This window comes from Rhodanobacter thiooxydans LCS2, from assembly GCF_000264375.1.
In the GTDB taxonomy this organism is placed as follows: Bacteria; Pseudomonadota; Gammaproteobacteria; order Xanthomonadales; family Rhodanobacteraceae; genus Rhodanobacter; species Rhodanobacter thiooxydans.
Genome location: NZ_AJXW01000043.1, coordinates 89825 through 115584 on the forward strand (window position 1 = coordinate 89825; position 25760 = coordinate 115584).

A 25760-nucleotide genomic window follows, 5' to 3' on the forward strand; every position below is an offset into this window, starting at 1 on the left:
CCGTCGATGACTCGTCCCCTTCGCCTAGCCTTGAGCGGCGCCTCCGGTCGCATGGGCCGCGCGCTGCTCGACCTGCTCGGCGAGGACGCCGGCGTCGAACTGGTGCACGCCGTGGTGTCGCCGGGTTCGGTCCACGACGGCGAGCCGGTACCCGGTGCCGCGGCGGGTTCCCTGCGCTACGCGCATGACTGGACGCAGGCGCCGCCCATCGACGTGGTCGTCGACTTCAGCAGCCCGGCTGCGCTGGGGCCGGTGCTGGACCATTGCCTGGCGCAAGGCACGGCGCTGGTCAGCGGCACCACCGGCCTCGACGCCGTACTCGAGGCACGGTTGGACGATGCCGCGCGGCGCATCGCGATCCTGCGTGCCGCCAACTTCAGCCTCGGCGTGGCGGTGCTGACGCGCCTGCTGCGCGAAGCGGCGGCGGCCCTGCCGGGCTGGGACCTGGAAATCGTCGAGGCGCATCACGGCCGCAAGCAGGACGCACCATCCGGCACCGCCTTGGCGCTCGGCCGGGCGGCGGCGGCAACGCGCGGCACCACGCTGGAGGCCGCGGCGGTCTACAGCCGCGAAGGTCGTACCGGCAGGCGGAACGAAGGCAGCATCGGGTTTGCCGTGGTACGCGGCGGCGACATCGTGGGCGAACACACCGCCATGCTGATCGGGCAGGGTGAACGACTGGAGCTGGCCCATCGGGCCACCGACCGCATGATCTTCGCGCGTGGAGCCCTGCACGCGGCGCACTGGCTGGCGGGTCGTGCCGCCGGGTCGTGGCAGCTGGAAGACGTGATCGCCACGCCGCGCTGATCCAGTCGCGCCAGCGCGGCCCCCGCGAAGCAGACCTGGGCTCAGTCGCGATGCGAAGCGCTGCGATCGCGGCCTGCGCCCAGTCGGGTGTCGAAACGGCCGAACAGTTTCTTGAACACGCGAGAGAATTTGCCGCGTTTCGTCTTGCGCCGCTTCTCCTCCTCGCTGGTCAACCAGGCTACCTGGATCACCCGCCGCTCGCCTTCATAGGGCAGATGGCCATGGAAGGAGTTCTCGCAACGCTTGAACACCGCGAACTCGCCGTAGAGCGGAGCCAGCTCCGGCACCACGACGCTGTCGATGTCGTCGATGCTGCGCAGGAAGCGCAGGCAGCCATCGCTGGTGTCCGGCCATCGCGGGTTCAGGTAGATCAGCGCGGTGACCACTTTGGATTTGCTGTCGGTATGAATGGTGCCGTGGCGCTTGTTGAGCAGGCGGCACAGCGTCACCAGGGTGGGGTACTGCTCGAGGTGATCGACGCCCAGGCGCTCGCCGATGGCGCGGGCAAACGTCGGCGCGGTCATGTTGTCGATCAGTACGTTGACGCTCGGGCCGCAGTCGGCCGGGTCGTAGGGGAAAAAGCCGGCGCTGGCATAGCGGGGAAAGTCGCGATCCAGGTCCTCGCGCACCTCGTCCGGCAGTTGACCGTGCGCCATCATGAACGGGAAAGGCTGGTGCTGCACCGTGGTATCCGGGCGATCGAGACGAGCGGGATCGAGCAGTACGGCGGCACTCATGGGGCATCGGCCTCAAGCAAGACAAGTGGCTTAGTGTACGCCGCCAGCGCGGTGCGAAAGAGCCAGAGAATTCACGGATTCACGTTCCCTGAGGTGGACAGAAACGGCTCCGCCGCTTATCATTTCTACCCGCCCGAATTTCTTTCCCCACCAAACTCCACAAGCCAGCGATGGTGCGGCTTGCGGACTTTGCTGTATCCAAAAGGCGGTTACCCCGATGCCTATTCCTGCCCTGCTGGCCCTCGAAGACGGCAGCGTCTTTCGCGGCCATGCCGTTGGTGCCCCCGGCGAAACCGTCGGCGAGGTGGTTTTCAACACGGCCATGACCGGTTACCAGGAGATCCTCACCGATCCTTCCTATGCACGCCAGATCGTCACGCTGACCTATCCGCACATCGGCAACACCGGCGTCAATGCCGAAGATGCCGAATCCACCACCGTGCACGCGGCCGGGCTGATCGTGCGTGACCTGCCGCGCCGCGCCAGCAGCTGGCGCAGCACTGAAAGCCTGTCCGACTACCTGAAGCGCCACGGCACGGTCGCGATCGCCGGCATCGATACCCGCCGGCTGACCCGCATCCTGCGCGACAAGGGTGCACTCGCCGGCTGCATCGTGGCCGGTGAGCAGGTCGACGCGGATGCTGCGCTGGCCAAGGCCCGCGCGTTTCCCGGCCTGAACGGCATGGACCTGGCCAAGGTGGTCAGCACTGCCGCGCCGTACGTGTGGAAGGAGGGCGCGTACGACCTCGACCGCACCGCGTTCAACCAGCCCGCGATGCGTTTCAAGGTGGTCGCCTACGACTTCGGCACCAAGCTCAACATCCTGCGCCTGCTCGCCGAGCAGGGCTGCGAGGTCACCGTGGTGCCGGCGCAGACGCCCGCCGCCGAGGTGCTCGCCATGCAACCCGATGGCGTGTTCCTGTCCAACGGCCCCGGCGATCCGGCGGCCTGCGACTACGCCATCGCGGCAACCGGCCAGTTCCTCGAGGCGAAGATCCCGCTGTTCGGCATCTGTCTCGGCCACCAGTTGATGGGCCTGGCGCTGGGCGGCAAGACGCTGAAGATGAAGTTCGGCCACCACGGCGCCAACCACCCGGTGAAGGACCTGGACGACGGCCACGTGCTGATCACCAGCCAGAACCATGGCTTCGCGGTGGATCCGGCCACGCTGCCGGCGAACGTGCGGGTCACCCACGTCTCGCTGTTCGACGGCTCGCTGCAGGGCTTCGCGCTGACCGACCGGCCCGCGTTCTGCTTCCAGGGTCACCCCGAGGCAAGCCCCGGTCCGCTCGACATAGGCTATCTGTTCCAACGTTTCGCCGCACTGATGCAGGAGGCCCGCACGCATGCCTAAGCGTACCGACATCAAGAGTGTCCTCATCATCGGCGCCGGCCCGATCGTGATCGGCCAGGCCTGCGAGTTCGACTACTCCGGCGCGCAGGCGTGCAAGGCGCTGAAGGAAGAAGGCTTCCGCGTCATCCTGGTCAACTCCAACCCCGCCACCATCATGACCGACCCGGACACCGCCGACGCGGTGTACATCGAGCCGATCAACTGGCAGACGGTGGAGCGCATCATCGCCAAGGAGCGCCCTGACGCCGTACTGCCGACCATGGGCGGCCAGACCGGGCTGAACTGCGCGCTGGACCTGGCCGATCACGGCGTGCTGGAGAAGTACAACGTCGAACTGATCGGTGCGCGGCGCGAAGCCATCCGCATGGCCGAGGACCGCGAGCTGTTCAAGCGGGCGATGACCGAGATCGGGCTGGAGAGCCCGAAGTCGGACGTGGCCAGGAATTTCGAGCACGCGGTGGAGATCCAGGCCAGGCTCGGCTTCCCGGTGATCATCCGGCCCAGCTTCACGCTGGGCGGCACCGGCGGTGGCATCGCCTACAACAAGGAAGAGTTCGAGGCCATCGTCAAGCGCGGCCTGGAAATGTCGCCCACCCATGAAGTGCTGATCGACGAATCGGTACTGGGCTGGAAGGAGTACGAAATGGAAGTGGTCCGCGATACCGCGGACAACTGCATCATCATCTGCGCCATCGAGAACCTCGACCCGATGGGCGTGCACACCGGCGACTCGATCACCGTGGCGCCGGCGCAGACCCTCACCGATAAGGAATACCAGCGCCTGCGCGATGCCTCCATCGCGGTGCTGCGCAAGATCGGCGTGGACACCGGCGGCTCAAACGTGCAGTTCGGCGTCAATCCCGTCGACGGCCGCGTGGTGGTCATCGAGATGAACCCGCGCGTGTCGCGTTCGTCCGCGCTGGCGTCGAAGGCGACCGGCTTCCCGATCGCCAAGGTCGCCGCCAAGCTGGCGGTGGGCTACACGCTGGACGAGCTGAAGAACGACATCACCGGCGGTCGCACGCCGGCCTCGTTCGAGCCGTCGATCGACTACGTGGTGACCAAGATTCCGCGTTTTGCCTTCGAGAAGTTCCCGGCGGCCGATGCACGCCTGACCACGCAGATGAAGTCGGTCGGCGAAGTGATGGCGATCGGTCGCAGCTTCCACGAATCGCTGCAGAAGGCCTTGCGCGGGCTGGAGATCGGCAAGACCGGCCTCAACCCGACCGGCCTGGACCTGGGCACCGACGACGGGCTGGCCGTGCTCAAGCGGGAGTTGCGCGAGCCGCGGCCCGATCGCGTGTTCCACCTGGCTGACGCGTTCCGTGCCGGGTTCTCGCTGGAAGAAGTGTTCGAGCTCAGCCGGATCGATCCGTGGTTCCTCGCCGCGTTCGAGGACATCGTGCAGACCGAGGCGGAAATCACCAGGCAGGGCATCACCGCGCTCGATGCGCCGCGGCTGCGCGAACTCAAGCGGCTCGGTTTCGCCGACGCGCGCATTGCCGAGCTGATCGGCAGCGACGAAGCCGCCGTGCGCCACCTGCGCCAGACCCTGGGCGTGCGCCCGGTGTACAAGCGGGTGGACTCCTGCGCGGCCGAGTTCGCCACCGGTACCGCCTACATGTATTCGACCTACGAGGAAGAATGCGAGGCCAACCCGAGCACCCGCGACAAGATCATCGTGCTCGGCGGCGGCCCGAACCGGATCGGCCAGGGCATCGAGTTCGACTACTGCTGCGTGCACGCCTCGCTGGCGCTGCGCGAGGATGGTTACGAAACCATCATGGTCAACTGCAACCCGGAAACCGTGTCGACCGACTACGACACCTCCGACCGGCTTTACTTCGAACCGGTGACGCTGGAGGACGTACTGGAAATCGTCCACGTGGAAAAGCCCAAGGGCGTGATCGTGCAGTACGGCGGGCAGACCCCGCTGAAGCTGGCGCGCGCGCTGGAGGCAGCCGGCGTGCCGATCATCGGCACCAGCCCCGATTCGATCGACCTGGCCGAGGACCGCGAGCGCTTCCAGCACATGATCGAGAAGATCGGCCTGAAGCAGCCGCCGAACCGCACCGCGCGCAACGCCGACGAGGCGCTGGCGCTGGCCCGCGAGATCGGCTATCCGCTGGTGGTGCGCCCGAGCTACGTGCTCGGCGGCCGCGCGATGGAAGTGGTGCACGACGACGCCGACCTGTCGCGCTACATTCGTGATGCGGTGAAGGTGTCGAACGATTCGCCGGTGCTGCTGGACCGCTTCCTCGACCATGCGGTCGAGGTCGACGTGGACGTGATCGCCGATGCCGAAGGCACCGTGCTGATCGGTGGCATCATGGAGCACATCGAGGAGGCTGGCGTGCACTCGGGCGATTCTTCGTGCTCGCTGCCGCCATATTCGCTGAGCGCGGAAATCCAGGACGAAATGCGCCGCCAGGTCAGCGCGATGGCGAAGGAGCTGAAGGTCATCGGCCTGATGAACACGCAGTTCGCGATCCAGGGCGACACCGTCTACATCCTGGAAGTGAACCCGCGCGCCTCGCGCACGGTGCCGTTCGTGTCCAAGGCCACCGGCGTGCCGCTGGCCAAGATCGCCGCCCGCGTGATGGCTGGCCGCTCGCTGGTCGCCCAGGGCGCGACGCGCGAGGTGATTCCCTCGTACTACTCGGTGAAGGAGGCGATCTTCCCGTTCCTGAAGTTCCAGAATGTCGACCCGATCCTCGGCCCCGAGATGCGCTCGACCGGCGAGGTGATGGGCGTGGGACGCAGCTTCGGCGCGGCCTTCGCGCGTGGCCACGAGGCGGCCGGAATCAAGGCGCCCACGGTTGGCAAGGCATTCCTCTCGGTACGCGACGCCGACAAGGAGCGCCTGTTGCCGGTGGCGCGCGAGATCATTGCGCGCGGCTTCAACGTGGTAGCCACCGCCGGTACCGCCAGCTACCTGACCGGGCACGGCGTGGCCTGCGAGCGGGTCAACAAAGTGCTCGAAGGCCGTCCGCACATCGTCGACCTGATCAAGAACGGCGAGATCGTCTATATCGTCAACACTACCGAGGGCAAGCAGGCGATCGCCGATTCGTTCTCGATCCGGCGCGAGGCGCTGCAGCATCGCGTCACCTATTCCACCACGGTAGCCGGCGCCCGCGCGCTGGTGCATTCGCTGGATTTCCACGGCGACGGTGAAGTACACAGCCTGCAGGATCTGCACAAGGAGCTAAGCGCATGAGTCGCGCCCCGATTACCAAGACCGGTTCCGAGCGCCTGCGCGCCGAGCTGGAGCGGCTGAAGTCGGTCGAACGCCCGCGCATCATCGCGGCGATCGCCGAAGCCCGGGCCCACGGCGACCTCAAGGAGAATGCGGAGTACCACGCCGCGCGTGAGCTGCAAAGCTTCACCGAAGGGCGCATCGCGCAGTTGGAAGCGCTGCTGTCGACTGCCGAGGTCATTGACGTGGCGCGACTCAGCGCAGGCAGCAAGGTGGTGTTCGGCGCCACGGTGGACCTGGAGGACGAGGACTCCGGCGCCACGGTAACCTACCAGATCGTCGGCGACCTGGAGGCGGACATCAAGCAGCGGCTGATCGCGGTGTCCTCGCCGATCGCCCGCGCGCTGATCGGCAAGAGCGCCGGCGACAGCTTCGAGTTCACTGCCCCGAACGGCGTCAAGCACTACGAGATCATCGACGTCCGCTACGAATGATCTCCGGCCAGCGCAGCCGCTGGCCGGAGAACGCCCGCAAAAAAGGCCGCTTGCGCGGCCTTTTTCGTGACGTCGTCAGGCTGAAGTCAGCGCTGGCGAGCCTTGAAACGGGGGTTGCTCTTGCAGATCACGAACACCTTGCCGCGACGACGCACAACCTTGCAGTCGCGATGCCGCGCCTTGGCGGACTTCAAAGAGTTAAGCACCTTCACGGCCAGCTCCTGACACTAGACTAAAAATGTAAGCACGCAAGTATAGCGAGCGATACGGCTGGTCACAAGTCCGGCGCGAGGGCGGTTTGCGCCACCGTGGCCAGGAATTGCTGCAGGGCGGGGGAATGGTCGTCGGCCCTGGAGGCCACGGCCAGCAATAGATGGGCATCGGAATCTTCCAGCGGCACGTAGCAAACCCCGACCAGGCGCACGGCACGCATGCTGGCCGGCACCAGGGCCAGCCCCAAGCCGGCGGCCACCAGGGCCAGCAGGCCGTTGATCTGCTGGGCGTGCTGGGTGATTGACGGCTGGAAGCCGGCCCGCGTCGCTAGTTTCACCAGCCGGTCGTAAAGCGTGGCGGCGAGCTCGCGCGGTTGCGACACGAACGCGTCGCCGGCCACTTCGGCCAGGCGCAGGCTGCTGCGGCCGGCCAGCGGATGGCCTGCGGGCAGCGCAAGCAGCAGCGGTTCGCGGTCGATCACGCTGAAGCGCAGGTCGCGGACGTATTGCGGCTGCTCTGGCTCGTCGCGGACAAAGCCGACGTCGATCCTGCCGGCGAGCAGGGCGGCGAACTGCGGTTCGGTGTACATCTCGCTCAGTTGCAGGCGCACATCGGGAGCGATCTGGCCAAAACGCAGCAAGGTTCGTGGCATGGCTGGGTGGAACGAGACCGAAACGGTGTAGGCCAGCCGCAACTGGCCGGTGTAACCCGCGGCAGCGGCCACCGTCTGGTTGCGCGCCTCATCCACCTTGGCCAGGATCTGCCGGGCCTGTTCAAGGAACACCCGGCCAGGTTCGGTCAACGCCACGCTGCGTTTGGTGCGTTCCAGCAGGCACACGCCCAGATCCTGCTCCAGCGACTGGATCTGTTGCGATAGCGGAGGCTGGGAAAGATGCAGTCTCAGCGCGGCGCGGGTGAAGCTCAGTTCTTCCGCGACAGCGACGAAGTAGCGCAATTGGCGAAGATCAAACATATAGTGATATGAAATAAATAACGGTCTAAATATATATTAGATACTTTATTGCGTCGATCATAAAATCACTTCCGTCCCGCCACTTCCCCTCCCCCCTAGTGGCGGCGGCCCTCGCCCCGCAGCGACGCTAAATACGACATCTGGTTCAACTCCCCCCCTGAGCCCATGTCGATGCGTCTTCCCTGCGGGGCGCTTTTCTTTCCATGACCGACAGCGCCGCCAACAGGCGGCGCTGTCGGTGTACCAGCGTGCCTGGACCTAGATGGCGCTGGCTACGCGGGTACCCTGGGCGATGGCGCGCTTGGCGTCCAGCTCGGCGGCCACGTCGGCGCCGCCGATCACGTGCACCTTCATGCCGCCTGCGGCGATCAGTTCGTCGGCCAGCCGGCGGTTCGGCTCTTGGCCGGCGCAGATCACCACGTGCCCGACCGGCAGGATCTGTGGCTTGCCGTCGACGGTAATGTGCAGACCTTGGTCGTCGAAACGCTCATAACCGACCTTGCCCAACATGGTCACCCGCTTCGCCTTGAGCGTAGCCCGGTGTACCCAGCCGGTCGTCTTGTTGAGCCGTGCACCGAGGCGCCCCTCGCTGCGCTGGAGCAGCCAGACCTGCCGCGCCGGTGCTTCCGGTTGCGACGGTTGCAGGCCGCTGCGCTGCTGCAACTGCATGTCCACGCCCCATTCGCGGGTCCAGCGGGCGACGTCGGTGGTGGACGAGGGCGCGTGCTCGACCAGGAACTCGGCCGCGTCGAAACCGATGCCGCCGGCGCCGATGATCGCCACCCTGGCGCCTACCGGCTGGTGCCGGGCCAGCACGTCGAGATAGCCCAGCACGCGCGGGTCGTCGCTGCCGGGAAAGCTTACCTGGCGCGGCGTGATGCCGGTGGCGATCACCACCTCGTCATAGCCGCCGGCGCGCAGCGAAGCGGCATCCGCAACCTGGCCAAGGCGGATCTCGACGCCCGTGTCGTCCAGCTGGTGGCGGAAATAGCGCAGCGTCTCGTGGAATTCTTCCTTGCCCGGGATCTGCTTGGCATAGTTGAACTGGCCGCCGATCTCGCCGGCCTGATCGATCAGGGTCACCGCATGGCCACGTTCGCCCAGGGTAGCAGCGCAGGCCATGCCGGCAGGGCCCGCGCCGACCACGGCGATGCGCTTGCGCGCAGCAGCGACTCCGATCTTCAGCTCGGTCTCATGGCAGGCGCGCGGGTTGACCAGGCAGCTGGCGCGCTTGTTCTGGAACACGTGGTCGAGGCAGGCCTGGTTGCAGGCGATGCAGGTGTTGATACGTTCGCTGCGCCCGGCCTTCGCCTTGTTCGCCCAGGCCGGGTCGGCCAGCAGCGGGCGCGCCATCGAGACCATGTCGGCCTCACCCTCGGCCAGGATGCGTTCGGCCACGTCCGGCATGTTGATGCGGTTGGTGGCGACCAGCGGGATCGTCACCTCGCCCTTGAGCTTCTGCGTCACCCAGGCGAAACCGGCGCGCGGCACGCTGGTGACGATGGTGGGTACCCGCGCCTCGTGCCAGCCGATGCCGGTGTTGATGATGCTGGCGCCGGCCGCCTCGATCGCCCTGGCCAGGGTGGCGATCTCACTCCAGTCCTGGCCGCCTTCGACCAGGTCGAGCATCGACAGGCGGTAGATGATGATGAAATCGCGGCCCACCGCCTCGCGCGTACGGCGCACGATCTCGACCGGAAAACGCATGCGCCGCGCGGCGTCGCCGCCCCAGGCATCGTTGCGCCGGTTGGTGCGCGCGGCGATGAATTCGTTGATCAGGTAGCCTTCCGAACCCATCACTTCGACGCCGTCGTAGCCGGCCTCCTGCGCCAGCCTCGCGCAGCGCACGAAATCGCCGATGGTGCGGCCCACCCCGCGTGCGCTTAGCGCCCGCGGCGTGAACGGGGTGATCGGCGACTTGATTCTCGATGGCGCCACCGATAGCGGGTGATAGCCATAGCGGCCGGCATGCAGGATCTGCAGGCAGATACGCCCGCCCTCGGCGTGCACGGCACGGGCCAGCTTGCGATGCCGCGGCTTGTGCCAGGGCAGGGTGAGGCGGCCGCCGAATGGCTTCAGCCAGCCCTCGATGCTCGGTGAGATGCCACCGGTGACCATCAGCCCGACGCCGCCGCGGGCACGTTCGGCGAAATACGCGGCCAGCTTGTCGTAGTCGCGGGCTTTGTCCTCCAACCCGGTGTGCATCGAGCCCATCAGGATGCGGTTGGGCAGGGTGATGTGACCCAGGTCGAGCGGAGCGAACAGCTTCGGGTAATTCATGCGACCCCCTGAAATTCAAACGACCGTATGAATGTGCCGGGATTCGGCGTTTGAAAGCAAGCACCGCGTGTGCAAGCCGCCGCAGGCCTCAGGCCAGCAGTTGGTAGACCAGCGCGATGTAGCGCCGCATGGCCTCTTCCTCGGGAACCCCGTTCAGCTGCGCCCAGGCTTCATGCTTGGCGGTGCCGACGAAATCGAAGAAACCGGGCTGCGCCCGCTTGAGATCGCCCTCCGAGCCCTGCTTGTAGAGCGCGTAGAGCTTCAGCAAGGTGTCGTTGTCGGGGCGCCTGGCCAATCGCCGAATGTCTCTGGCAGCCTGCTCGAACTCGCGGCGAAGGTCGGTCATAAGGCGGTGCGGGCAGGGCTGGCGGACAGGGGAGACCGGCTAGATAGCACGCGTTTCCAGTAGGGTCAACGCGTTAAACTGCCGCTTCTCCAGCCAGCCCAGGACTCCGCCATGAGCCATGCTCCCGCCGTTCCCGTACTCACCATTGACGGGCCGTCGGGATCGGGCAAGGGCACCGTCAGCGCGCTGGTGGCCGAGCGGCTGGGCTGGCGACTGCTGGACTCCGGGGCGCTGTACCGCGCGGTGGGCTACGCCGCCGGCGCGGAAGGGCTGGACCTGTCGGACGTGGAGGCGGTGACCCGCTGCGCGCAGGGCACGAAGATCCAGTTCCGCGCCGCCAGCGGCGGCGAGACCCGGGTGATCGTCAACGGCCACGACGCCACTGACGAACTGCGCACCGAAACCGCCGGGGCGGCGGCCTCGGCGATCGCCTCGATGCCGTCGGTGCGCGAGGCCCTGGTGGCGCTGCAACTGGGTTTCCGCAGGGCGCCCGGGCTGGTCGCCGACGGGCGCGACATGGGCACGGTGATCTTCCCGGATGCCGCGCACAAGGTTTTCCTCACCGCGAGCGCCGCCGAACGGGCGAAAAGGCGCTATAAGCAGTTGAAGGAAAAGGGACTCAACGTTACACTTGGCGGCCTTCAGCGAGAAATTGAGGCGCGTGACAGCCGCGATGCATCACGTGCGGTTGCGCCGCTCAAGCCTGCCGAAGATGCCGTGCTGGTGGATACCACCGGCATGGGTATCGACGAGGTGGTCGCGAAAGTACTTGCCGTCGCGCAGTCCTGAGCGGATTGCGTGGCGCTTTCTGTGCCCCTGCCGTGGCAGGGGGTTTTGGCCCATGGTGTCGACGGCCGGTTCTGCGGAACCACCCGAAAACACCCTCAACCGGTGGACCGGAAAGTCCGTGCGCAACACTCAACCAGGCGCAACGGGCGACGGTCTTTTCCCACTATGGAATCAACATGACTGAAAGTTTTGCCGAACTGTTTGAACAGAGCCAGCAGGCCATTTCCAAGCTGAAGCCCGGTGCCATCGTCACTGGCATCGTGGTGGAAATCCGCAACGACGTCGTCGTGATCAATGCCGGCCTGAAGAGCGAAGGCATCGTCCCGATCGAGCAGTTCAAGAGCGAGAGCGGCGTACTGGAAGTGCAGGTGGGCGACGAGGTGAAGGTAGCCCTCGAAGCCCTGGAAGACGGTTTCGGCGAGACCAAGCTGTCGCGCGAGAAAGCCAAGCGCTCGATGGTGTGGGACGACCTGGAGCAGGCGTTCGACAAGGAAGAGACCATCGTCGGCATGATCTCCGGCAAGGTCAAGGGCGGTTTCACCGTCGACATCAAGGATGTCCGCGCGTTCCTGCCGGGCTCGCTGGTCGACGTGCGCCCGGTGCGCGACCCGGTCTACCTCGAGGGCAAGGAACTCGAGTTCAAGATCATCAAGCTGGACCGCAAGCGCAACAACGTGGTGGTCAGCCGCCGCGCCGTCGTCGAGACCGAGTTCTCCGAGGAGCGCGAGAAGCTGCTGGAACGCCTGACCGAGGGCGCCGTGGTCAAGGGCACGGTCAAGAACCTCACCGACTACGGCGCGTTCGTGGACCTGGGCGGCATCGACGGCCTGCTGCACATCACCGACATGGCGTGGAAGCGCGTGCGTCATCCGTCCGAAGTGGTCAACGTCGGCGACGAGCTGGACGTGCGCGTGCTGAAGTACGACAAGGAGCGCAACCGCGTTTCGCTGGGCCTGAAGCAGCTGGGCGACGACCCGTGGGTCGCCATTGCCCGCCGCTACCCGGTCGGCAGCCGCCTGTTCGGCAAGGTCTCCAACGTCACCGATTACGGCTGCTTCGTCGAGATCGAGCCGGGTGTGGAAGGCCTGGTGCACGTGTCCGAGATGGACTGGACCAACAAGAACGTCAACCCGGCCAAGGTGGTGCAGGTCGGCGACGAGACCGAAGTGATGGTGCTGGACGTGGATGAAGAGCGTCGCCGCATCTCGCTGGGCATCAAGCAGACGCGCTCCAACCCGTGGGAAGCGTTCGCGGCCATGCACAAGAAGGGCGACAAGGTCTCCGGCCAGATCAAGTCGATCACCGACTTCGGCGTATTCATCGGCCTGGACGGCGGCATCGATGGCCTGGTGCACCTGTCCGACATCTCCTGGCAGATGTCCGGCGAAGACCTCGTGCGCAACTTCAAGAAGGGCGACGAGATCGAGGCCGTGGTGCTGGCGGTGGATCCGGAGCGCGAGCGCATCAGCCTCGGCATCAAGCAGATGGAGCAGGATCCGTTCGGCCAGTTCATGGCGGCGAATCCGCGCGGCAGCATCGTCACCGGCACCGTCAAGGAAGTCGATGCGAAGGGCGCCGTGATCGACCTGGGCGAGGGCGTGGAGGGTTACCTGCGCGCCAACGACATCGCCAAGGAGCGCATCGACGATGCCACCCAGCACCTGAAGGTGGGCGACAAGGTCGAGGCCAAGTTCACCGGCATGGATCGCAAGGGTCGCCAGCTGGCGCTCTCGATCCGCGCCAAGGACGAGGAAGATGCACCCGACACGTCGGCGGATTATTCGTCCGCGGCCAGCGGTACGACCAAGCTTGGTGCGCTGCTCAAGGAGCAGTTCAACAAGGTCGACTGAGCGCCTGCAACAGCCTGATACGGGGCGGCGGCTCATCGCCGTCGCCCCGTTGTTTCATGTCACGGACATTGGGGCCCCATGACTAAATCCGAATTGATCGAGGCGCTCGCCAGGCGCCAGACCCATCTTGCGTTCGCGGACGTCGAGATGGCCGTCAAGAGCGTCATCGAGCAGATGAGCCATGCCCTCGCTCATGGCGAACGCATCGAGGTGCGCGGCTTCGGCAGCTTCGCGCTGCATTACCGGCCACCGCGCATGGGGCGTAACCCCAAGACGGGCGAGGCCGTGGCGCTGCCCGGCAAGCACGTTCCGCACTTCAAGCCGGGCAAGGAATTGCGCGAGCGCGTCAACCAGGATCTGGAGCAGAAAACCGCCTGATATCCTGGCCGCCACACCGGAAAACCGATCGAAGGCAGGCGACGCGAGTCGGTCCTGCCTTTTTGTTGCCTGCCGCCAGGCGACCGCTGGCCCGCGATGGATCGCTGCCGCATGAAGCGGCCAGTGCCGCCTGTGCCTGTCACGACCAATCGGGTAAAGTCTTGGCCATGCGACTGCTCGCCATCATCGTTCTCGTGATCTTCATCGCCGCCGGCGTCGTGCTGGGTGCGCTCAATGCCGACCTGGTCGGTTACGACTTCGCGTTTGTCCGGATGCAGTTGCCCAAGGGCGCCGCCCTGTTGGGGGCGCTGGTGATCGGCTGGCTGCTGGGCGGGCTCACCGCCTGGCTCGGTGCGAGCATGCGCCAGCGCCGCCGGCAACCGCACGCGGACAAGCAGTCGCCGGCCAAACCATGAATCTCCTGTATGTGCTGGTTCCGCTGGTGCCGGCTGCATTCGTGCTGGGCTGGTGGGCCTCCCGCCAGGCCGGTGCGCGCCGCTCCGGCGCCGAAGTCAGCGAGCTGTCCTCGGACTACTTCCGCGGCCTGAACTACCTGCTCAACGAGGAGCAGGACAAGGCGATCGAGGTCTTCCTCAAGCTGGCCGAATACAACCGCGATACGGTCGAGACCCACCTGGCGCTGGGCAACCTGTTCCGCCGCCGCGGCGAAGTGGACCGCGCGATCCGGCTGCACCAGCACCTGGTCTCGCGGCCGGGCCTGACCGATGCGATGAAGACGGTGGCCCTGCTGGAGCTGGGCGAGGATTACATGCGTGCCGGGCTGCTGGATCGTGCCGAGGCGCTGTTCTCCGACCTGGTGGCGATGGATGCGCACGCGCCGTCGGCACTGCGCCACCTGATCGCGATCTACCAGCACGAGCGTGACTGGCACAAGGCGATCGAGCACGCGCGCAGGCTGGAGGTGATGACCGGCGAGGACGAGGCGCCGATGATCGCCCAGTTCTACTGCGAGCTGGCTGACCGCTCGCGTCAGCACGGCGCCCGCGCCGAGGCGCGCGACTACCTGCGCCAGGCGTTCGAGTGCCAGCCCGGCTGCGTGCGCGCCTTCATGCTGACCGGCCGCCTGCTGTCCGAGGACGGCCAGCATGCCGAGGCGGTCGCAGCCTACGAGGCGGCGATCAAGGCCGATATCGCCTTCACCCCGGATATCCTGCCGCCGCTGCTCAACAGCTACGCCCGTTCGCAGCAGATGGACCGCGCCGAACATTTCCTGCACGACATGCTCGGGCGCTACCACGGCGTGTCGCCGGTGCTGGCGCTGACCCACCTGTACCGCCAGCGTGATGGCGAGCGGGCGGCCATCGACTTCCTGACCGCACAATTGCGCAAGCGACCATCGGTGCGCGGGCTGATGGCCCTGATCGACGCCACCATGGACAAGATCGAAGGCGAGGCGCGCGAGAATTTTCTGATCCTGCGCGACCTGACGCGCAAGCTGCTGGAAGGCCAGGCGATGTACCGCTGCAGCCGCTGCGGTTTCGGCGCCAAGGCGCATCATTGGCAATGCCCCAGTTGCAAGAGCTGGAGCACGATCCGGCCGATCCACGGCGTTGCCAGTGAGTGAAGTGAGCCGAGTGAGGTGAGCATGTACACGGCCATCGGATGGTTGCTGGCCAGCTTGTCGATCACCCTGCTGCTGGTGCGCGGTGCGATCGGCTATGCGCAGCGGCGCGGCATGCTGGATCAACCCGGGCAGCGCCGCTCGCATCACCTGCCCACCCCGCGCGGCGGCGGTATCGGCATCGTTGTGGCCATGCTGGTGTGCTTGCCCGGTGTGCTGTGGCATCCGCCGGCAGCGTGGCCGGCCAGCGTGATCGCAAGCCTGCTCGCCGCGCTGGTGCTGGTGGCGCTGGCCGGCTGGTGGGACGACCACCGCTCGCTGCCGATCCTGCCGCGACTGGGCGCCCAACTGCTGGCGGTGGGCCTGTTTTCGTTGGGCCTGCTGACTACCGGCCTGTCGGGGTGGTGGATGCCGCTGCTGCTGATCGCCGGCGCCTGGAGCATCAACCTGCACAACTTCATGGATGGCATCGACGGCCTGCTGGCGCAGCAGGCGATGTTCGTGGGCGTGGGCCTGGCCTGGCTGGCCGCCGCGGCAGGGCAATCTGCGCTGGCCGCTGCGGCGGCGGTCTTTGCGGCCTCGGCGCTGGGCTTCTGGTGCTTCAACCGGCCGCCGGCGCAGATCTTCATGGGCGACGTGGGCAGCGGCAGCGTGGGCCTGCTGATCTTCGCCTTCAGTGCCATGCTGTGGCGCGTCGATCCCGCGTGGTTGTGGCCGGCGTTGATCCTGTCGTCCGCCTTCGTGGCGGATGCCAGCCTGACCCTGCTGACCCGCATGTGGCGCGGGCGGCGCTGGTACACTGCCCACCGCGAACACCTCTACCAGTGGCTGGTGCGCCGCGGGGGAACTCACTCACGCTCGGACGTGGTCTATATGGGGTGGAACCTGCTGGTCGCGGCACCTTCGGCCTGGTTGGCCTGGAGTCATCTGCGCATGGCGCTGCCGATTACCATGGCCGTCTATCTTGCAGCGGCAGTCGCCTGGCTGGCGCTGAAACGTCGCTGCCTGCGACGCCATCTGCCCAGGGCATCCCATGTCGCTGCGTAGGCTCGTCGGCTTCATCCATCCACGTATCGCCGTCGTGCTGCACGACCTGGCCATGGCCGCGCTCGCCTGGTGGATCGCCAAGCTGCTGCGCTATGCGCTGAGACCCGACGAGATCTTCGGTTTCCGGCTGCTCGAGTTTCCGATCGTGCTGCTGGTGCAGGGGCTGATCTTCCGCTGGACCGGGCTGTACCGCAGCGTCTGGCGTTTCGCCAGCCTGCCGGATCTGTGGAACATCGCGCGTGCCGTGGTCGTCGGCTCGCTGTTCATCGGCGTGTCGCTGTTCCTCTACAACCGGCTGGAAGGCGTGCCGCGCTCGGTGCTGGTGCTCTACCCATTGCTGCTTGCCGCGCTGCTGGGGATACCGCGCCTGGCCTATCGCTACTGGAAGGACAGCCGCAACGATCTGCTGCAGAACCAGGTCGCCAAGCGGGTGCTGATCGTCGGTGCCGATCGGGCCGGCGAAGTGCTCTCGCGCGACCTGCAGCGCGACAACCGCTACGGCGTGGTCGGTTTCGTCGACGACAACCCCAGCCTGCGCGGCGCCAGCATCAACGGCCATCCGGTGCTTGGACGGTTCGACCAGTTGCCCGAGGTCGCCCGCGAAGTGGCGGTCGACATGCTGCTGATCGCGCTGCCCGGCGCCTCGACCGCCGAGATGCGGCGGGTGGTCTCGCTGTGCGACGCCACCGACCTGCCGTACCGGACGGTGCCGCGGCTGGAGGACGTGGTGGCCGGCCGCGCCCAGTTCAACCAGATCAAGGAAGTGGCGATCGAGGACCTGCTCGGCCGCGACACGGTGGAACTGGACTGGACCGCAATTCGCGAAACCCTGAGCGGGCGCCGCGTGCTGGTCACCGGCGGCGGCGGCTCGATCGGCTCGGAGCTGTGCCGCCAGGTGGCCAGGCTGGGCGCGCAGTCGCTCACCGTGGTCGAACAGAGCGAATACAACCTGTACCGGATCAGCCAGGAGCTGCGCGCGGATTTCCCCGAGCTGATCTTCGACGGCATCCTGGCCAACTGCGGCGACGAGGCCGCCATGCGCAAGGCCTTCACGGACGTCCGACCGCAGGTGGTGTTCCACGCCGCCGCCTACAAGCACGTGCCGCTGCTGCAGGACCAGTTGCGCACCGCGTTCCGCAACAATGCACTGGGCACGCGCACCGTGGCCGATGCGGCCTGCGCGGTCGGCGTGGAATGCTTCGTGCTGATCTCCACCGACAAGGCGGTCAACCCGACCAGCGTGATGGGCGCGTGCAAGCGCGTCGCGGAGATCTATTGCCAGAATCTCGATGCGCACACCGCCACGCGCTTCATGACGGTGCGTTTCGGCAATGTGCTGGATTCGGCCGGCTCGGTGGTGCCGCTGTTCCGGCGGCAGATCCGCGAGGGCGGCCCGGTTACAGTGACGCACCCGGAGATCTCGCGCTACTTCATGACCATTCCCGAGGCCTGCCAGCTGATCCTGCAGACCGCGAGCATCGGCAAGGGTGGGGAGATCTTCGCGCTCGACATGGGTGAGCCGGTGAAGATCCGCGACCTGGCCGAGCAGATGATCCGCCTCGCCGGCAAGAAGCCCGGCAGCGAGATCCCGATCGTGTACACCGGCCTGCGTGCGGGCGAGAAGCTGTTCGAGGAATTGTTCCATCCGCTGGAGAACTACAGCGCCACCGCGCACGCCAAGATCTTCCTGGCGCAGCATCGCGAAGTGTCGTGGGAGTTGCTGCAGGCCATGCTGTGCAAGGCCGCCGAGGCGGCCGACGTTTTCAATGAGGAAGAACTTCGCCGCTGCGTGTCCAGCCTGCTGCCTTCGTTCCGCTGGAGCGAAACGGTGCAGCCGGACAACGTGGTGTCGATCCGCCGCGCCAACCCGGAGATCAATGAGTGAGCAAGCCCCTGCGCAAAGTGGTGTTTCCCGTGGCCGGACTCGGCACGCGTTTTCTGCCGGCGACCAAGGTGGTTGCCAAGGAAATGCTGCCGGTGCTCGACAAGCCGCTGATCCAGTACGCCGTCGACGAGGCGGTGGATGCAGGCGCCGATACGCTGATCTTCGTCACCAACCGCTACAAGCATGCGATCGCCGACTACTTCGACAAGGCCTACGAGCTGGAGTCGAAACTGCACGAGAAGGGCAAGGCCGAGCTGCTGGCGCTGGTGCAGGGCACCTTGCCGCAGCACGTGCGGGCGATCTTCGTGACCCAGCCCGAGGCGCTCGGCCTGGGCCATGCCGTGCTGTGCGCCAAGCCCGTGGTTGGCGACGAGCCGTTCGGCGTGATCCTGCCGGACGACCTGATCTGGAACGGTGCCGGCAAGAGCGCGCTGCGGCAGATGGCGGAGCTCGCCGATGCGCAGGCCGCCGGCGTGATCGCGGTGGAGGAAGTGCCGCGCGACCAGACCGACAAGTACGGCATCGTCGATGCCGTGCCGGTCGACGGGCGCAGCGCGCAGATCCGCAGCATGGTGGAGAAGCCCAAACCGGCCGACGCGCCGTCGAACCTCGCCGTGGTCGGTCGCTACGTGCTGCCGGGCCGCATCTTCCAGCTGCTGGAGCAGACCACACCCGGCGCCGGTGGCGAGATCCAGCTCACCGACGCGATCGACGCGCTGCTGAAGGAGCAGGGCAAGGTGCTGGCCTATCGCTTCGAAGGCATCCGCTTCGACTGCGGCAACAAGGCCGGGCTGGTGCGCGCCACCATGCACATGGCGATGCAGGATCCGAAGCTTGCGCCAACCGTGCGAGAGTTCCTTGGCCAGCTTTGAACTACGGCGGCCACAACGCGCGGACATGAAGGTCATGCTTGCCCCGTCACGGACACCGACGTCGCTCAGCGCTGCAGCATGAAGTCGCCCTCGGCCACGTCCTACTACCGCGCCACCGCCACGCCGTATCCGGCCTGGCAACCGCTTCAGGGCAGCACGCAGGCGCGCGTGGCGGTGATTGGTGGCGGCTTCGCCGGCCTGAACACCGCGTTGGGGCTGGTCGAGCGGGGCGTGCGCGAGGTGGTACTGCTGGAGCGCGAGCAGGTCGGCTTCGGCGCCTCCGGTCGCAACGGCGGCTTCGTCTTCGCCGGCTATTCGCTGGGTGAGCAAACGCTGCTCGACCAGTTGGGCGAGGCGCGCGCGCAGGCGCTGTTCAAACTCACCACCGAGGCGGTCGGGCGCATCCGCCAGCGCGTCGCCGATCATTCGATTGCCTGCGACATGGTCGACGAAGGGGTCATCTGGGCCAACTGGTTCCGCGATCCGGCTGTGTTGCGCCAGCGCCAGCAGTTGCTGGCCGACCATTACGGCGTGCATTGGCAATGGCTGCCCGAAACCGAATTGCGCGCACGCATCCGCAGCGAGCGTTACCACGACGGCCTGTATGAGCGCGATGCGCTGCACCTGCACCCGCTCAACTATGCGATCGGCCTGGCCGCTGCGGCAGCCGGGAAGGGCGTGCGCATCCACGAGCAAAGCGGTGTGCGCAGCCTCGTGCGCGAGGGCCTGCAGTGGCGCCTGCGCACGGCGCAAGGCGACCTGCTGGCCGATCAGGTGGTACTGGCTTGCGGCGGCTACCTGGCCGGCCTGCAGAAAACGATCGACCGCGCGATCCTGCCGATCGCCACCTACGTGATGGTGACCGAGCCGCTCGGCGCGCGGCTGGACGACTGCCTGCACACCCGTGCGGCGATCTACGACAGCCGCTTCGCCTTCGACTACTACCGCGCGCTGCCGGATACCCGCCTGCTGTGGGGCGGGCGCATCTCGGTGCTCAACCGCTCGCCGCGCGGAGTGCAGCGGCTGCTGACGAAAGACCTGCTGCGGGTGTTCCCGCAACTGGATGGCGTGCGAGTCGACCACGCCTGGTCGGGCCTGATGAGTTACGCGCGACACCAGATGCCGCAGATCGGCGGCGACGGCCAGGGCCTGTGGTGGGCCCAGGCCTTCGGCGGGCACGGGCTGGCGCCGACCTGCGCTGCCGGCGAGCTGCTGGCCGCGGCGATCGCCGAAGGCGACGACCGCTGGCAACAGTTCGCCGACTACGGCCTGGGCAGCACCCATCGCCCGTTCGGTTATCTTGCGGCACAGGCCAGCTACTGGTGGCAGCAAAGCCGCGATTGTCTGAAGACGAGGCTGGAAGGATGAGCGAAGCGAATCACCCCGAGATCAGCTGGGCCGATTTCGAAAAGGTGCTGGTCATCGCCGGCACGGTGACGAAGGTGGAACCGTTCCCCGAGGCGCGCAAGCCGGCGTGGAAAGTGTGGGTGGATTTCGGCCCCTACGGCGAGAAGAAGACCAGCGCGCAGATTGCCGCGCTGTACCAGGCCAAGGATCTGCTGGGCCGGCAAGTCGTGGGCGTGATCAACTTCCCCGAAAAGCAGATCGGCCCGTTCCGTTCGCAATTCCTGCTGACCGGCTTTCCCACCGACGCGGGCGTGGTGCTCACCGCGATCGAACGCCCGGTACCGAACGGCACCCGGCTGGCCTGAGCCGATCGCCGCGGGTTGCCCGCGATTTGCCCGCAACGCGCCAGCGCCTGTTCGCCACTGCCATCCACCATGACGGTCCCGTCCCGTCATGGAGCTCACGCATGAACCGCATCAACCGCACCCTGTGGATCGGCGCCAGTCTTTGCCTGGCCAGCCTGGCGCAGGCGCAGCAGGCGAGCTGGAGCCAGCCGCAGCAGCCCTTCCACATCTACGGCAACAGCTGGTACGTGGGCACGCAAGGGCTGAGCGCGATCCTGATCACCTCGCCACAGGGCCACGTACTGATCGACGGCACGCTGGAAGGCAACGCGGCGCAGATCGAGGCGAACATCCACGCGCTCGGCTTCCACCTGCGCGACGTCAGGCTGATCCTCAACTCGCACGCCCATTCCGACCACGCCGGGGCCATCGCCCGGCTGGCGCGCGACAGCGGCGCCACGGTGGCGGCCAGCGCAGCCAGTGTGAAAGCGCTGCGCCTGGGCGGCGACGACCCGGACGATCCCCAGTACGGCATGGCGCCGCGCTACCCGGCGGTCACGCCGGTCGAGGTGGTGGCCGACGGCGCGACGGCGCAGGCAGGGCCTATTGCCGTCACGGCGCATTACACGCCGGGCCACACCACGGGCAGCACCTCGTGGACCTGGCGCTCGTGCGAAGCGGGGCGCTGTCTGTCGCTGGCCTATGTCGACAGCCTCACTGCGCTCAGCCGCGAGGGCTTCCGCTACAGCGACGAGCCGGCCCGGGTCGCGGCTTTCCGCCACTCCTTCGCGACCGTCGCCGGTCTGCCTTGCGACATCCTGATCACTCCGCATCCGGAGGCCAGCGGTTTCATGCAGAAGGTTGCCGCACGCGATCGCGAGCATTCGTCCGTCGCCTTGGTCGACACCGGTGCCTGCCGCAGCTACGCCGCAGCGGCGGAGCCGCGCTTCGAGGAACGACTGAGGAAGGAGCGGCAAGAAGCACGCACAACAGGCGAGTGAGCCGCTGCCGATCACCGGTCCAGCCACACCTCCAGCCCCTGCGCATTCAGTTCGATGTCCATGCCCAGCAGCTGGCGCAGCATGTCGCGGCCCTGCTGCCAGCCATGGGCTTCGGCGCGGGCGGCGTAGAGATCGGTGAGCGATTCCATCAGCGCGGCGTGCCGGTCGGGCCGACCATGCGCGGCGCGGGCCAGCGCGACCATCGCGTCGACCTGCACGTGCAGGTCGGCCGCCAGCCGTTCGACATCTTCCACCCGGCCGTAGTGGGTGAGGTACATCGCCTTGGGCTTCAGCGCGAGCAACCGCTCGATCGACACAAGCAGCGCCGGCGGGTCGAACTGCACCGGCGACGTGGTGGGCAGGATGAACGGGCCGTTCGCGGTATCGAAATCGCGGTAGGAGAGGCCGAATACGTCACCGGTGAAGCACACGGCGGCGCACTCGTCGTATACGGTGAGGTGGTGCTTCGCGTGGCCGGGGGTGTCAAGGCAGCGCAGCGGACGACCGGCCAGGTCCACCACGTATCCGTCCGGCGCCGCGGTCACCCGCTCGGCCGGGATCGGGCGCAGCCGCCCGTAGGTCTGCTCCATCACCGACTCGCCGTACACCGCGCTGGCGCCGGCCCACAGCACCGACGGGTCGATCATGTGCCGGGCGCCGCGCGGGTGCACCACCAGCTGCGCGTTCGGCAGCCGTGCGATCAATTCGCCGGCGCCACCGGCGTGGTCCAGGTGCACATGGGTGAGAATCAGCCAGTCCACCGCGGCAGCGGAAATCCCGGCTTCGTCGAGCGCCGCCAGCATGCGCGGCACAGCGAAATTCGTGCCGCAGTCGATGAAGGCGCCGCGACCGTGCTCGACCACCAGGTAGGCCGCATCGAACTGCGGACGCACGAAGCCGGTGTCGATGGTGTGGATGCCGTGGGTATGTGCCATGCCTGCCTCGTGAACCGGACGATCCGTCGAGGGTAGCAAGCCGCCGCGACGCAGGCACCCGGACCATGGTCGAGTTCCGGCCAGCCGGGACCAGTTTGTTCCTGCGCCTGCACCACCCGCAGTTCATCGTACCGGGCCTGCTGGCGATCGGGCTGAGCGTGCTGGATTTCCTGTGCCTGGGCGTGGCCGGCTGGCTGGGCGGCAAGCTGGTGTACGGGCACCGGCTCGGCGTCAACCCGCCATCTGCCTGACCTTCGACGGCCGCGGCACGCGCCACAGGTACCAGGCTGCAGCGGTGCGGTGCGGGCTCCACTCCGCACCGATCGCGGCCAACGCCTTCGGCGCGGGCGCCGTGTCCAGCGACTTCAGCAGGCGATAGCCCTCGCGCACGCCGAAATCGTCCACTGGCAGGATGTCCGGGCGGTCCAGGCTGTAGATCAGGAACATCTCCACCGTCCAGCGGCCGATGCCTTTCAACACGCAGAGCCGGGCGACCAGTTCCTCGTCCGGCAGCGCCAATGCGGTGGCCAGATCGGGAACGATGCCGTCGACCGTGGCCGCAGCGATGCCGCGGATTGTCTCGATCTTGCGCGCCGAAAAACCGCAGCGACGCAGGCTGTCGACATCGGCATCCAGCAATTGCGCCGGTGACGGAAACGCCTGCTGCAGATGGAGGGCCAGCAGCCGCGCCAGGATCGCGTCGCCGGCCTTCACGTGCAGTTGCTGATAGGCCACCGCGCGCACCAGCGCCTCGTACGGCTCGCGCGCCGGTTTCGGTTCGTGGCCGCAGGGGCCGACCTGCGCGATCAGGCCTGCCCAGTCGGCATCGAGCGCGGCCAGGAACTTCGCGGCATCAGTCTGCACGGCGAAAACTCAGGTTGATGCGGCACTCGCCCAGCGCCGGGTGATGGTTCGGCTTCAGCGGCAGCACGCCGTGGAAGCGCAATCGCGCCGCGCCACCCCACACCACCACGTCGCCATGCGCCAGCGGCACGCGCTGCACGGGGTCGGTGCGCTGCAGGCCGCCGAACAGGAACACCGCCGGAATGCCCAGCGACGCCGATACGATCGGCAGCCCGAGGTCGCGTTCGTCGCGGTCCTGGTGCAGGCTGAGTCGGGTGCCAGGTTCGTAGCGGTTGAGCAGGCAGGCATCCGGCACGAAGCCGGGAAAGCCGGCGTGCGCGGCGGCGGCCACCGCCAGCCGCATGAACGCCGGCGGCAGCGGCGGCCACGGCTCGCCGCTGTCCGGATCGCGTGGGGCATAGCGGTAGCCGCGGCGGTCGCTGGTCCAGCCCAGCGGCCCGGCATTGGTCATCGCCACCGACATGCGCAGGCCGCCGGGCGTGAGCTGGTGGCGAAACGGTGCCTGCGCCGTGATCGCCGCCACCGCCTGCAGCAATGCCGATTCTTCCGCCAGGGCGAAGCCGCGCAGCACCACTGCGCCGTCGCACAGCCGCTCGTCCCGACGGACGGGATCGTGGTTGGCGCCGAACAAGTCGGTGGTGATCATGCGGCGTCGTGGAAGATGATGCCGAGCGTGTGGCGGCGGCCACCGCGCAGGCGACTGACGCCGTGGCGCAGGTTCACCCGGTAGCTGCCGCGCGTACCCTGCACCGGGCGCTGGTGCACCGCAAACAGCACCGCGTCGCCCTGGCGCAGCGGCACCACTTCGGCGCGCGACTGCACGCGCGGGCGCTGCTCGGTCAGCACGAATTCGCCACCGTTGAAGTCCCGTCCCGGCTCGGACAGCAGGACCGCCAGCTGCAGCGGAAACACCAGCTCGCCGTACAGGTCCTGATGCAGGCAGTTGTAGTCGCCGGCACCGTACTGCAGCAGCAGCGGGGTGGGGCGTTGCTGGCCGGCGGCATGGCAACGGGCGATGAACTCGGCATGCGTGGCCGGGTAGCGCGTGGCCAATCCCATCGCCGCGTTCCAGCGGTTGGCGATGGGCGCCAGCAGTGGATAAATCCCGCCGCGCAGCGCGGCCACCAGTTCGGGCAGGGGGTAATCGAAATAGCGGTACTCGCCACGGCCGAAACCGTGCTGGCCCATCACCACGCGGCTGCGGAAGCGTTGGTCGTCCGCGTACATGCCGGCCAACACGATGCACTCTTGCGGCGACAGGAGGGCTTCCAGCATCGCGCTCCCGTGCGTATCGAGTTCGTCGGCGATACCGGCCCAGTCGTACCCGTGCAGCCGTGCCCCGGTGTCGGTGGACGCTTGCAGCTGCGCATTCATGCCTGCGCCTCGCGCTCCAGCAATGCGCGTTTGCGCGGCACGCCCCAGCGGTAGCCGGACAGGCCGCCGTCGTTGCGCACCACGCGATGGCACGGGATCGCCACCGCCAGCAGGTTGCTGGCGCACGCCTGGGCCACCGCGCGCGCTGCCGTGGGTGCGCCGATGCGCCGCGCGATCTCGCCGTAGCTGGCGGTGCTTCCCGCCGGGATCTCGCGCAGCGCTTGCCACACGCGTTGCTGGAACGCGGTGCCGCGCACATCCAGCGGCAGGTCCAGCCCGATCGCGGGCGCCTCGACGAAGCCGACCACCTGCGCCACCAGGCGTTCGTAATCGCGGTCGCCGCCGATCAGCCGGGCCCTGGGGAAGCGATCCTGCAGCTCGCGCGCGAGCGCGTCCGGGTCGTCGCCGAGCAGGATCGCGCACACACCGCGTTCGCTCTGCGCCACCAGGATCGCGCCCAGCGAACAGGCGCCGATGGCGAAACGGATCTCGCTGTCGACGCCGCCGGCGCGATAGCTGGAAGGCGTCATGCCCAGTACCTGGTCGGCAGTTTCGTAGAAGCGGCTGCTGGCGTTGTAGCCGGCATCGAAGATCGCCTCGGTCACGCTGTGGCTGCGCTCCAGCTCGTTGCGCACGCGACGGCTGCGATGCGCCGTCGCGTACTGCTTCGGAGTCACCCCGGTGACCGCCTTGAACACGCGGTGGAAATGGAACGGGCTGAGACCGCTTGGTTGGGCCAACTGCTCCAGCGTCGGCGCGGCCTCGGCATGCTCGATCGCGCGGCAGGCGGCGGTGACCAGCGCCGCCTGCCGCTGCGCCAGTGACGGCTGGTGGGGCCGGCAGCGCCTGCAGGGGCGAAAGCCGGCGCGCTCCGCCTCGGCAGCGGTGGCGTGGAAGGCGACGTTCTCCGGCCGGGCCGCTCGTGCGGCGCAGGACGGGCGGCAGTACACGCCGGTGCTGCGCACCGAATAGAAGAAGCTTCCATCGGCGTGCGCATCGCGCGCTTGTACTGCAACCCAGCGTGGGTCGGCCAGGGTGGCGGCGCGTGCCGCCTGTTTGTCGAAGGTATGCATGGCTGTTCCTTCCGTC

26 protein-coding genes are annotated in these 25760 nt (G+C 67.3%); 16 read left to right on the forward strand and 10 right to left on the reverse strand.

The genetic code is table 11. The annotated features are described in order from the left end of the window. Positions 1-6 precede the first annotated feature (6 nt). Positions 7-807, forward strand: coding sequence for a 4-hydroxy-tetrahydrodipicolinate reductase (gene dapB, locus UUA_RS09245; RefSeq protein ID WP_039953750.1), 801 nt, complete (start codon positions 7-9; stop codon positions 805-807). Between the two features lie 41 nt (positions 808-848). On the opposite strand, the gene UUA_RS09250 is transcribed toward dapB, so the two are convergent. After that, positions 849-1544, reverse strand: coding sequence for a 2OG-Fe(II) oxygenase (locus tag UUA_RS09250; protein ID WP_008436206.1), 696 nt, complete (start codon positions 1542-1544; stop codon positions 849-851). A gap of 217 nt (positions 1545-1761) precedes the next feature. Here UUA_RS09250 and carA point away from each other — a divergent pair, with 217 nt between their 5' ends. From carA to greA, 3 genes are read left to right on the forward strand one after another with little or no spacing between them, the layout of a single operon-like run. Next, positions 1762-2898, forward strand: a complete 1137-nt coding sequence (gene carA / locus UUA_RS09255; protein ID WP_008436210.1) for a glutamine-hydrolyzing carbamoyl-phosphate synthase small subunit — start codon at positions 1762-1764, stop codon at positions 2896-2898. Then, positions 2891-6118, forward strand: a complete 3228-nt coding sequence (gene carB / locus UUA_RS09260; protein ID WP_008436211.1) for a carbamoyl-phosphate synthase large subunit — start codon at positions 2891-2893, stop codon at positions 6116-6118. The genes carA and carB overlap by 8 nt, the downstream gene beginning before the upstream one ends. After that, the gene (greA, locus tag UUA_RS09265; protein ID WP_008436212.1) at positions 6115-6591 is read left to right on the forward strand and encodes a transcription elongation factor GreA; all 477 of its coding nucleotides are present in this window, start codon (positions 6115-6117) and stop codon (positions 6589-6591) included. Before carB ends, greA begins: the two co-directional genes overlap by 4 nt. 86 nt (positions 6592-6677) lie before the next feature. On the opposite strand, the gene ykgO is transcribed toward greA, so the two are convergent. The 4 genes from ykgO to UUA_RS09285 all read right to left on the reverse strand — a co-directional run bounded on the left by ykgO (position 6678) and on the right by UUA_RS09285 (position 10403). After that, positions 6678-6803 (reverse strand): type B 50S ribosomal protein L36, encoded by a 126-nt coding sequence (ykgO, locus tag UUA_RS18840; protein WP_007508267.1) that lies wholly within the window; start codon positions 6801-6803, stop codon positions 6678-6680. Positions 6804-6865: 62 nt separating this feature from the next. Beyond that, complete coding sequence (locus tag UUA_RS09275) at positions 6866-7777, reverse strand: LysR family transcriptional regulator (protein WP_039953752.1); 912 nt, start codon at positions 7775-7777, stop codon at positions 6866-6868. 258 nt (positions 7778-8035) lie between these two features. Then, positions 8036-10057, reverse strand: a complete 2022-nt coding sequence (locus UUA_RS09280) for an NADPH-dependent 2,4-dienoyl-CoA reductase (protein ID WP_008436214.1) — start codon at positions 10055-10057, stop codon at positions 8036-8038. Positions 10058-10145: 88 nt separating this feature from the next. Continuing rightward, positions 10146-10403 carry an acyl-CoA-binding protein gene (locus UUA_RS09285; protein ID WP_039953753.1) on the reverse strand — a complete coding sequence of 86 codons (258 nt, stop codon included), beginning with the start codon at positions 10401-10403 and terminating at the stop codon, positions 10146-10148. A gap of 111 nt (positions 10404-10514) precedes the next feature. Here UUA_RS09285 and cmk point away from each other — a divergent pair, with 111 nt between their 5' ends. From cmk to bla, 11 genes are all read left to right on the forward strand, one after another. Further along, complete coding sequence (gene cmk, locus UUA_RS09290) at positions 10515-11192, forward strand: (d)CMP kinase (RefSeq protein WP_008436216.1); 678 nt, start codon at positions 10515-10517, stop codon at positions 11190-11192. Between the two features lie 176 nt (positions 11193-11368). After that, on the forward strand, positions 11369-13042 hold the full coding sequence (rpsA, locus tag UUA_RS09295) for a 30S ribosomal protein S1 (RefSeq protein WP_008436223.1): 1674 nt from the start codon (positions 11369-11371) through the stop codon (positions 13040-13042). Between the two features lie 78 nt (positions 13043-13120). Further along, positions 13121-13420: an integration host factor subunit beta gene (locus UUA_RS09300; protein ID WP_008436224.1), complete on the forward strand. Its 300-nt coding sequence runs from the start codon at positions 13121-13123 to the stop codon at positions 13418-13420. Positions 13421-13587: 167 nt separating this feature from the next. Then, positions 13588-13836, forward strand: a complete 249-nt coding sequence (locus tag UUA_RS09305) for a LapA family protein (RefSeq protein WP_008436225.1) — start codon at positions 13588-13590, stop codon at positions 13834-13836. Continuing rightward, positions 13833-15005, forward strand: a complete 1173-nt coding sequence (gene lapB / locus UUA_RS09310) for a lipopolysaccharide assembly protein LapB (protein WP_008436226.1) — start codon at positions 13833-13835, stop codon at positions 15003-15005. Before UUA_RS09305 ends, lapB begins: the two co-directional genes overlap by 4 nt. A gap of 21 nt (positions 15006-15026) precedes the next feature. Further along, positions 15027-16049, forward strand: a complete 1023-nt coding sequence (locus UUA_RS09315; protein ID WP_008436227.1) for an MraY family glycosyltransferase — start codon at positions 15027-15029, stop codon at positions 16047-16049. Next, the gene (locus tag UUA_RS09320; protein WP_008436228.1) at positions 16036-17934 is read left to right on the forward strand and encodes a polysaccharide biosynthesis protein; all 1899 of its coding nucleotides are present in this window, start codon (positions 16036-16038) and stop codon (positions 17932-17934) included. The genes UUA_RS09315 and UUA_RS09320 overlap by 14 nt, the downstream gene beginning before the upstream one ends. Continuing rightward, a complete protein-coding gene (galU, locus tag UUA_RS09325) occupies positions 17931-18806 on the forward strand; it encodes a UTP--glucose-1-phosphate uridylyltransferase GalU (RefSeq protein ID WP_008436229.1) in 876 nt (291 codons plus the stop codon). The genes UUA_RS09320 and galU overlap by 4 nt, the downstream gene beginning before the upstream one ends. 78 nt (positions 18807-18884) lie before the next feature. Continuing rightward, entirely contained in the window at positions 18885-20174 is a 1290-nt protein-coding gene (locus tag UUA_RS09330) for an NAD(P)/FAD-dependent oxidoreductase (RefSeq protein ID WP_008436231.1), read from the forward strand. Further along, positions 20171-20518 carry a tRNA-binding protein gene (locus tag UUA_RS09335; protein WP_008436233.1) on the forward strand — a complete coding sequence of 116 codons (348 nt, stop codon included), beginning with the start codon at positions 20171-20173 and terminating at the stop codon, positions 20516-20518. Before UUA_RS09330 ends, UUA_RS09335 begins: the two co-directional genes overlap by 4 nt. Positions 20519-20619: 101 nt before the next feature. Continuing rightward, a complete protein-coding gene (bla, locus tag UUA_RS09340) occupies positions 20620-21498 on the forward strand; it encodes a subclass B3 metallo-beta-lactamase (protein ID WP_008436235.1) in 879 nt (292 codons plus the stop codon). A gap of 11 nt (positions 21499-21509) precedes the next feature. Here the strand turns inward: bla and UUA_RS09345 are convergent, their stop codons facing one another. Then, positions 21510-22433 carry an MBL fold metallo-hydrolase gene (locus UUA_RS09345; RefSeq protein ID WP_008436238.1) on the reverse strand — a complete coding sequence of 308 codons (924 nt, stop codon included), beginning with the start codon at positions 22431-22433 and terminating at the stop codon, positions 21510-21512. Positions 22434-22498: 65 nt separating this feature from the next. Between UUA_RS09345 and UUA_RS09350 the strand changes: the two genes are divergently transcribed. After that, positions 22499-22684, forward strand: coding sequence for a DUF2231 domain-containing protein (locus UUA_RS09350; protein ID WP_008436241.1), 186 nt, complete (start codon positions 22499-22501; stop codon positions 22682-22684). On the opposite strand, the gene UUA_RS09355 is transcribed toward UUA_RS09350, so the two are convergent. Genes UUA_RS09355 through ada form a run of 4 tightly spaced genes read right to left on the reverse strand, consistent with a single transcriptional unit; the run spans position 22665 to position 25744 of the window. Further along, the gene (locus UUA_RS09355) at positions 22665-23297 is read right to left on the reverse strand and encodes a DNA-3-methyladenine glycosylase family protein (RefSeq protein ID WP_008436243.1); all 633 of its coding nucleotides are present in this window, start codon (positions 23295-23297) and stop codon (positions 22665-22667) included. The two genes, UUA_RS09350 and UUA_RS09355, sit on opposite strands and share 20 nt — an antisense overlap. Beyond that, positions 23287-23943: a DNA oxidative demethylase AlkB gene (alkB, locus tag UUA_RS09360; RefSeq protein WP_008436244.1), complete on the reverse strand. Its 657-nt coding sequence runs from the start codon at positions 23941-23943 to the stop codon at positions 23287-23289. Before alkB ends, UUA_RS09355 begins: the two co-directional genes overlap by 11 nt. Continuing rightward, the gene (locus UUA_RS09365; RefSeq protein WP_008436245.1) at positions 23940-24671 is read right to left on the reverse strand and encodes a 2OG-Fe(II) oxygenase; all 732 of its coding nucleotides are present in this window, start codon (positions 24669-24671) and stop codon (positions 23940-23942) included. Before UUA_RS09365 ends, alkB begins: the two co-directional genes overlap by 4 nt. Further along, positions 24668-25744 (reverse strand): bifunctional DNA-binding transcriptional regulator/O6-methylguanine-DNA methyltransferase Ada, encoded by a 1077-nt coding sequence (ada, locus tag UUA_RS09370; protein ID WP_008436246.1) that lies wholly within the window; start codon positions 25742-25744, stop codon positions 24668-24670. Before ada ends, UUA_RS09365 begins: the two co-directional genes overlap by 4 nt. Between the last annotated feature and the right edge of the window lie 16 nt (positions 25745-25760).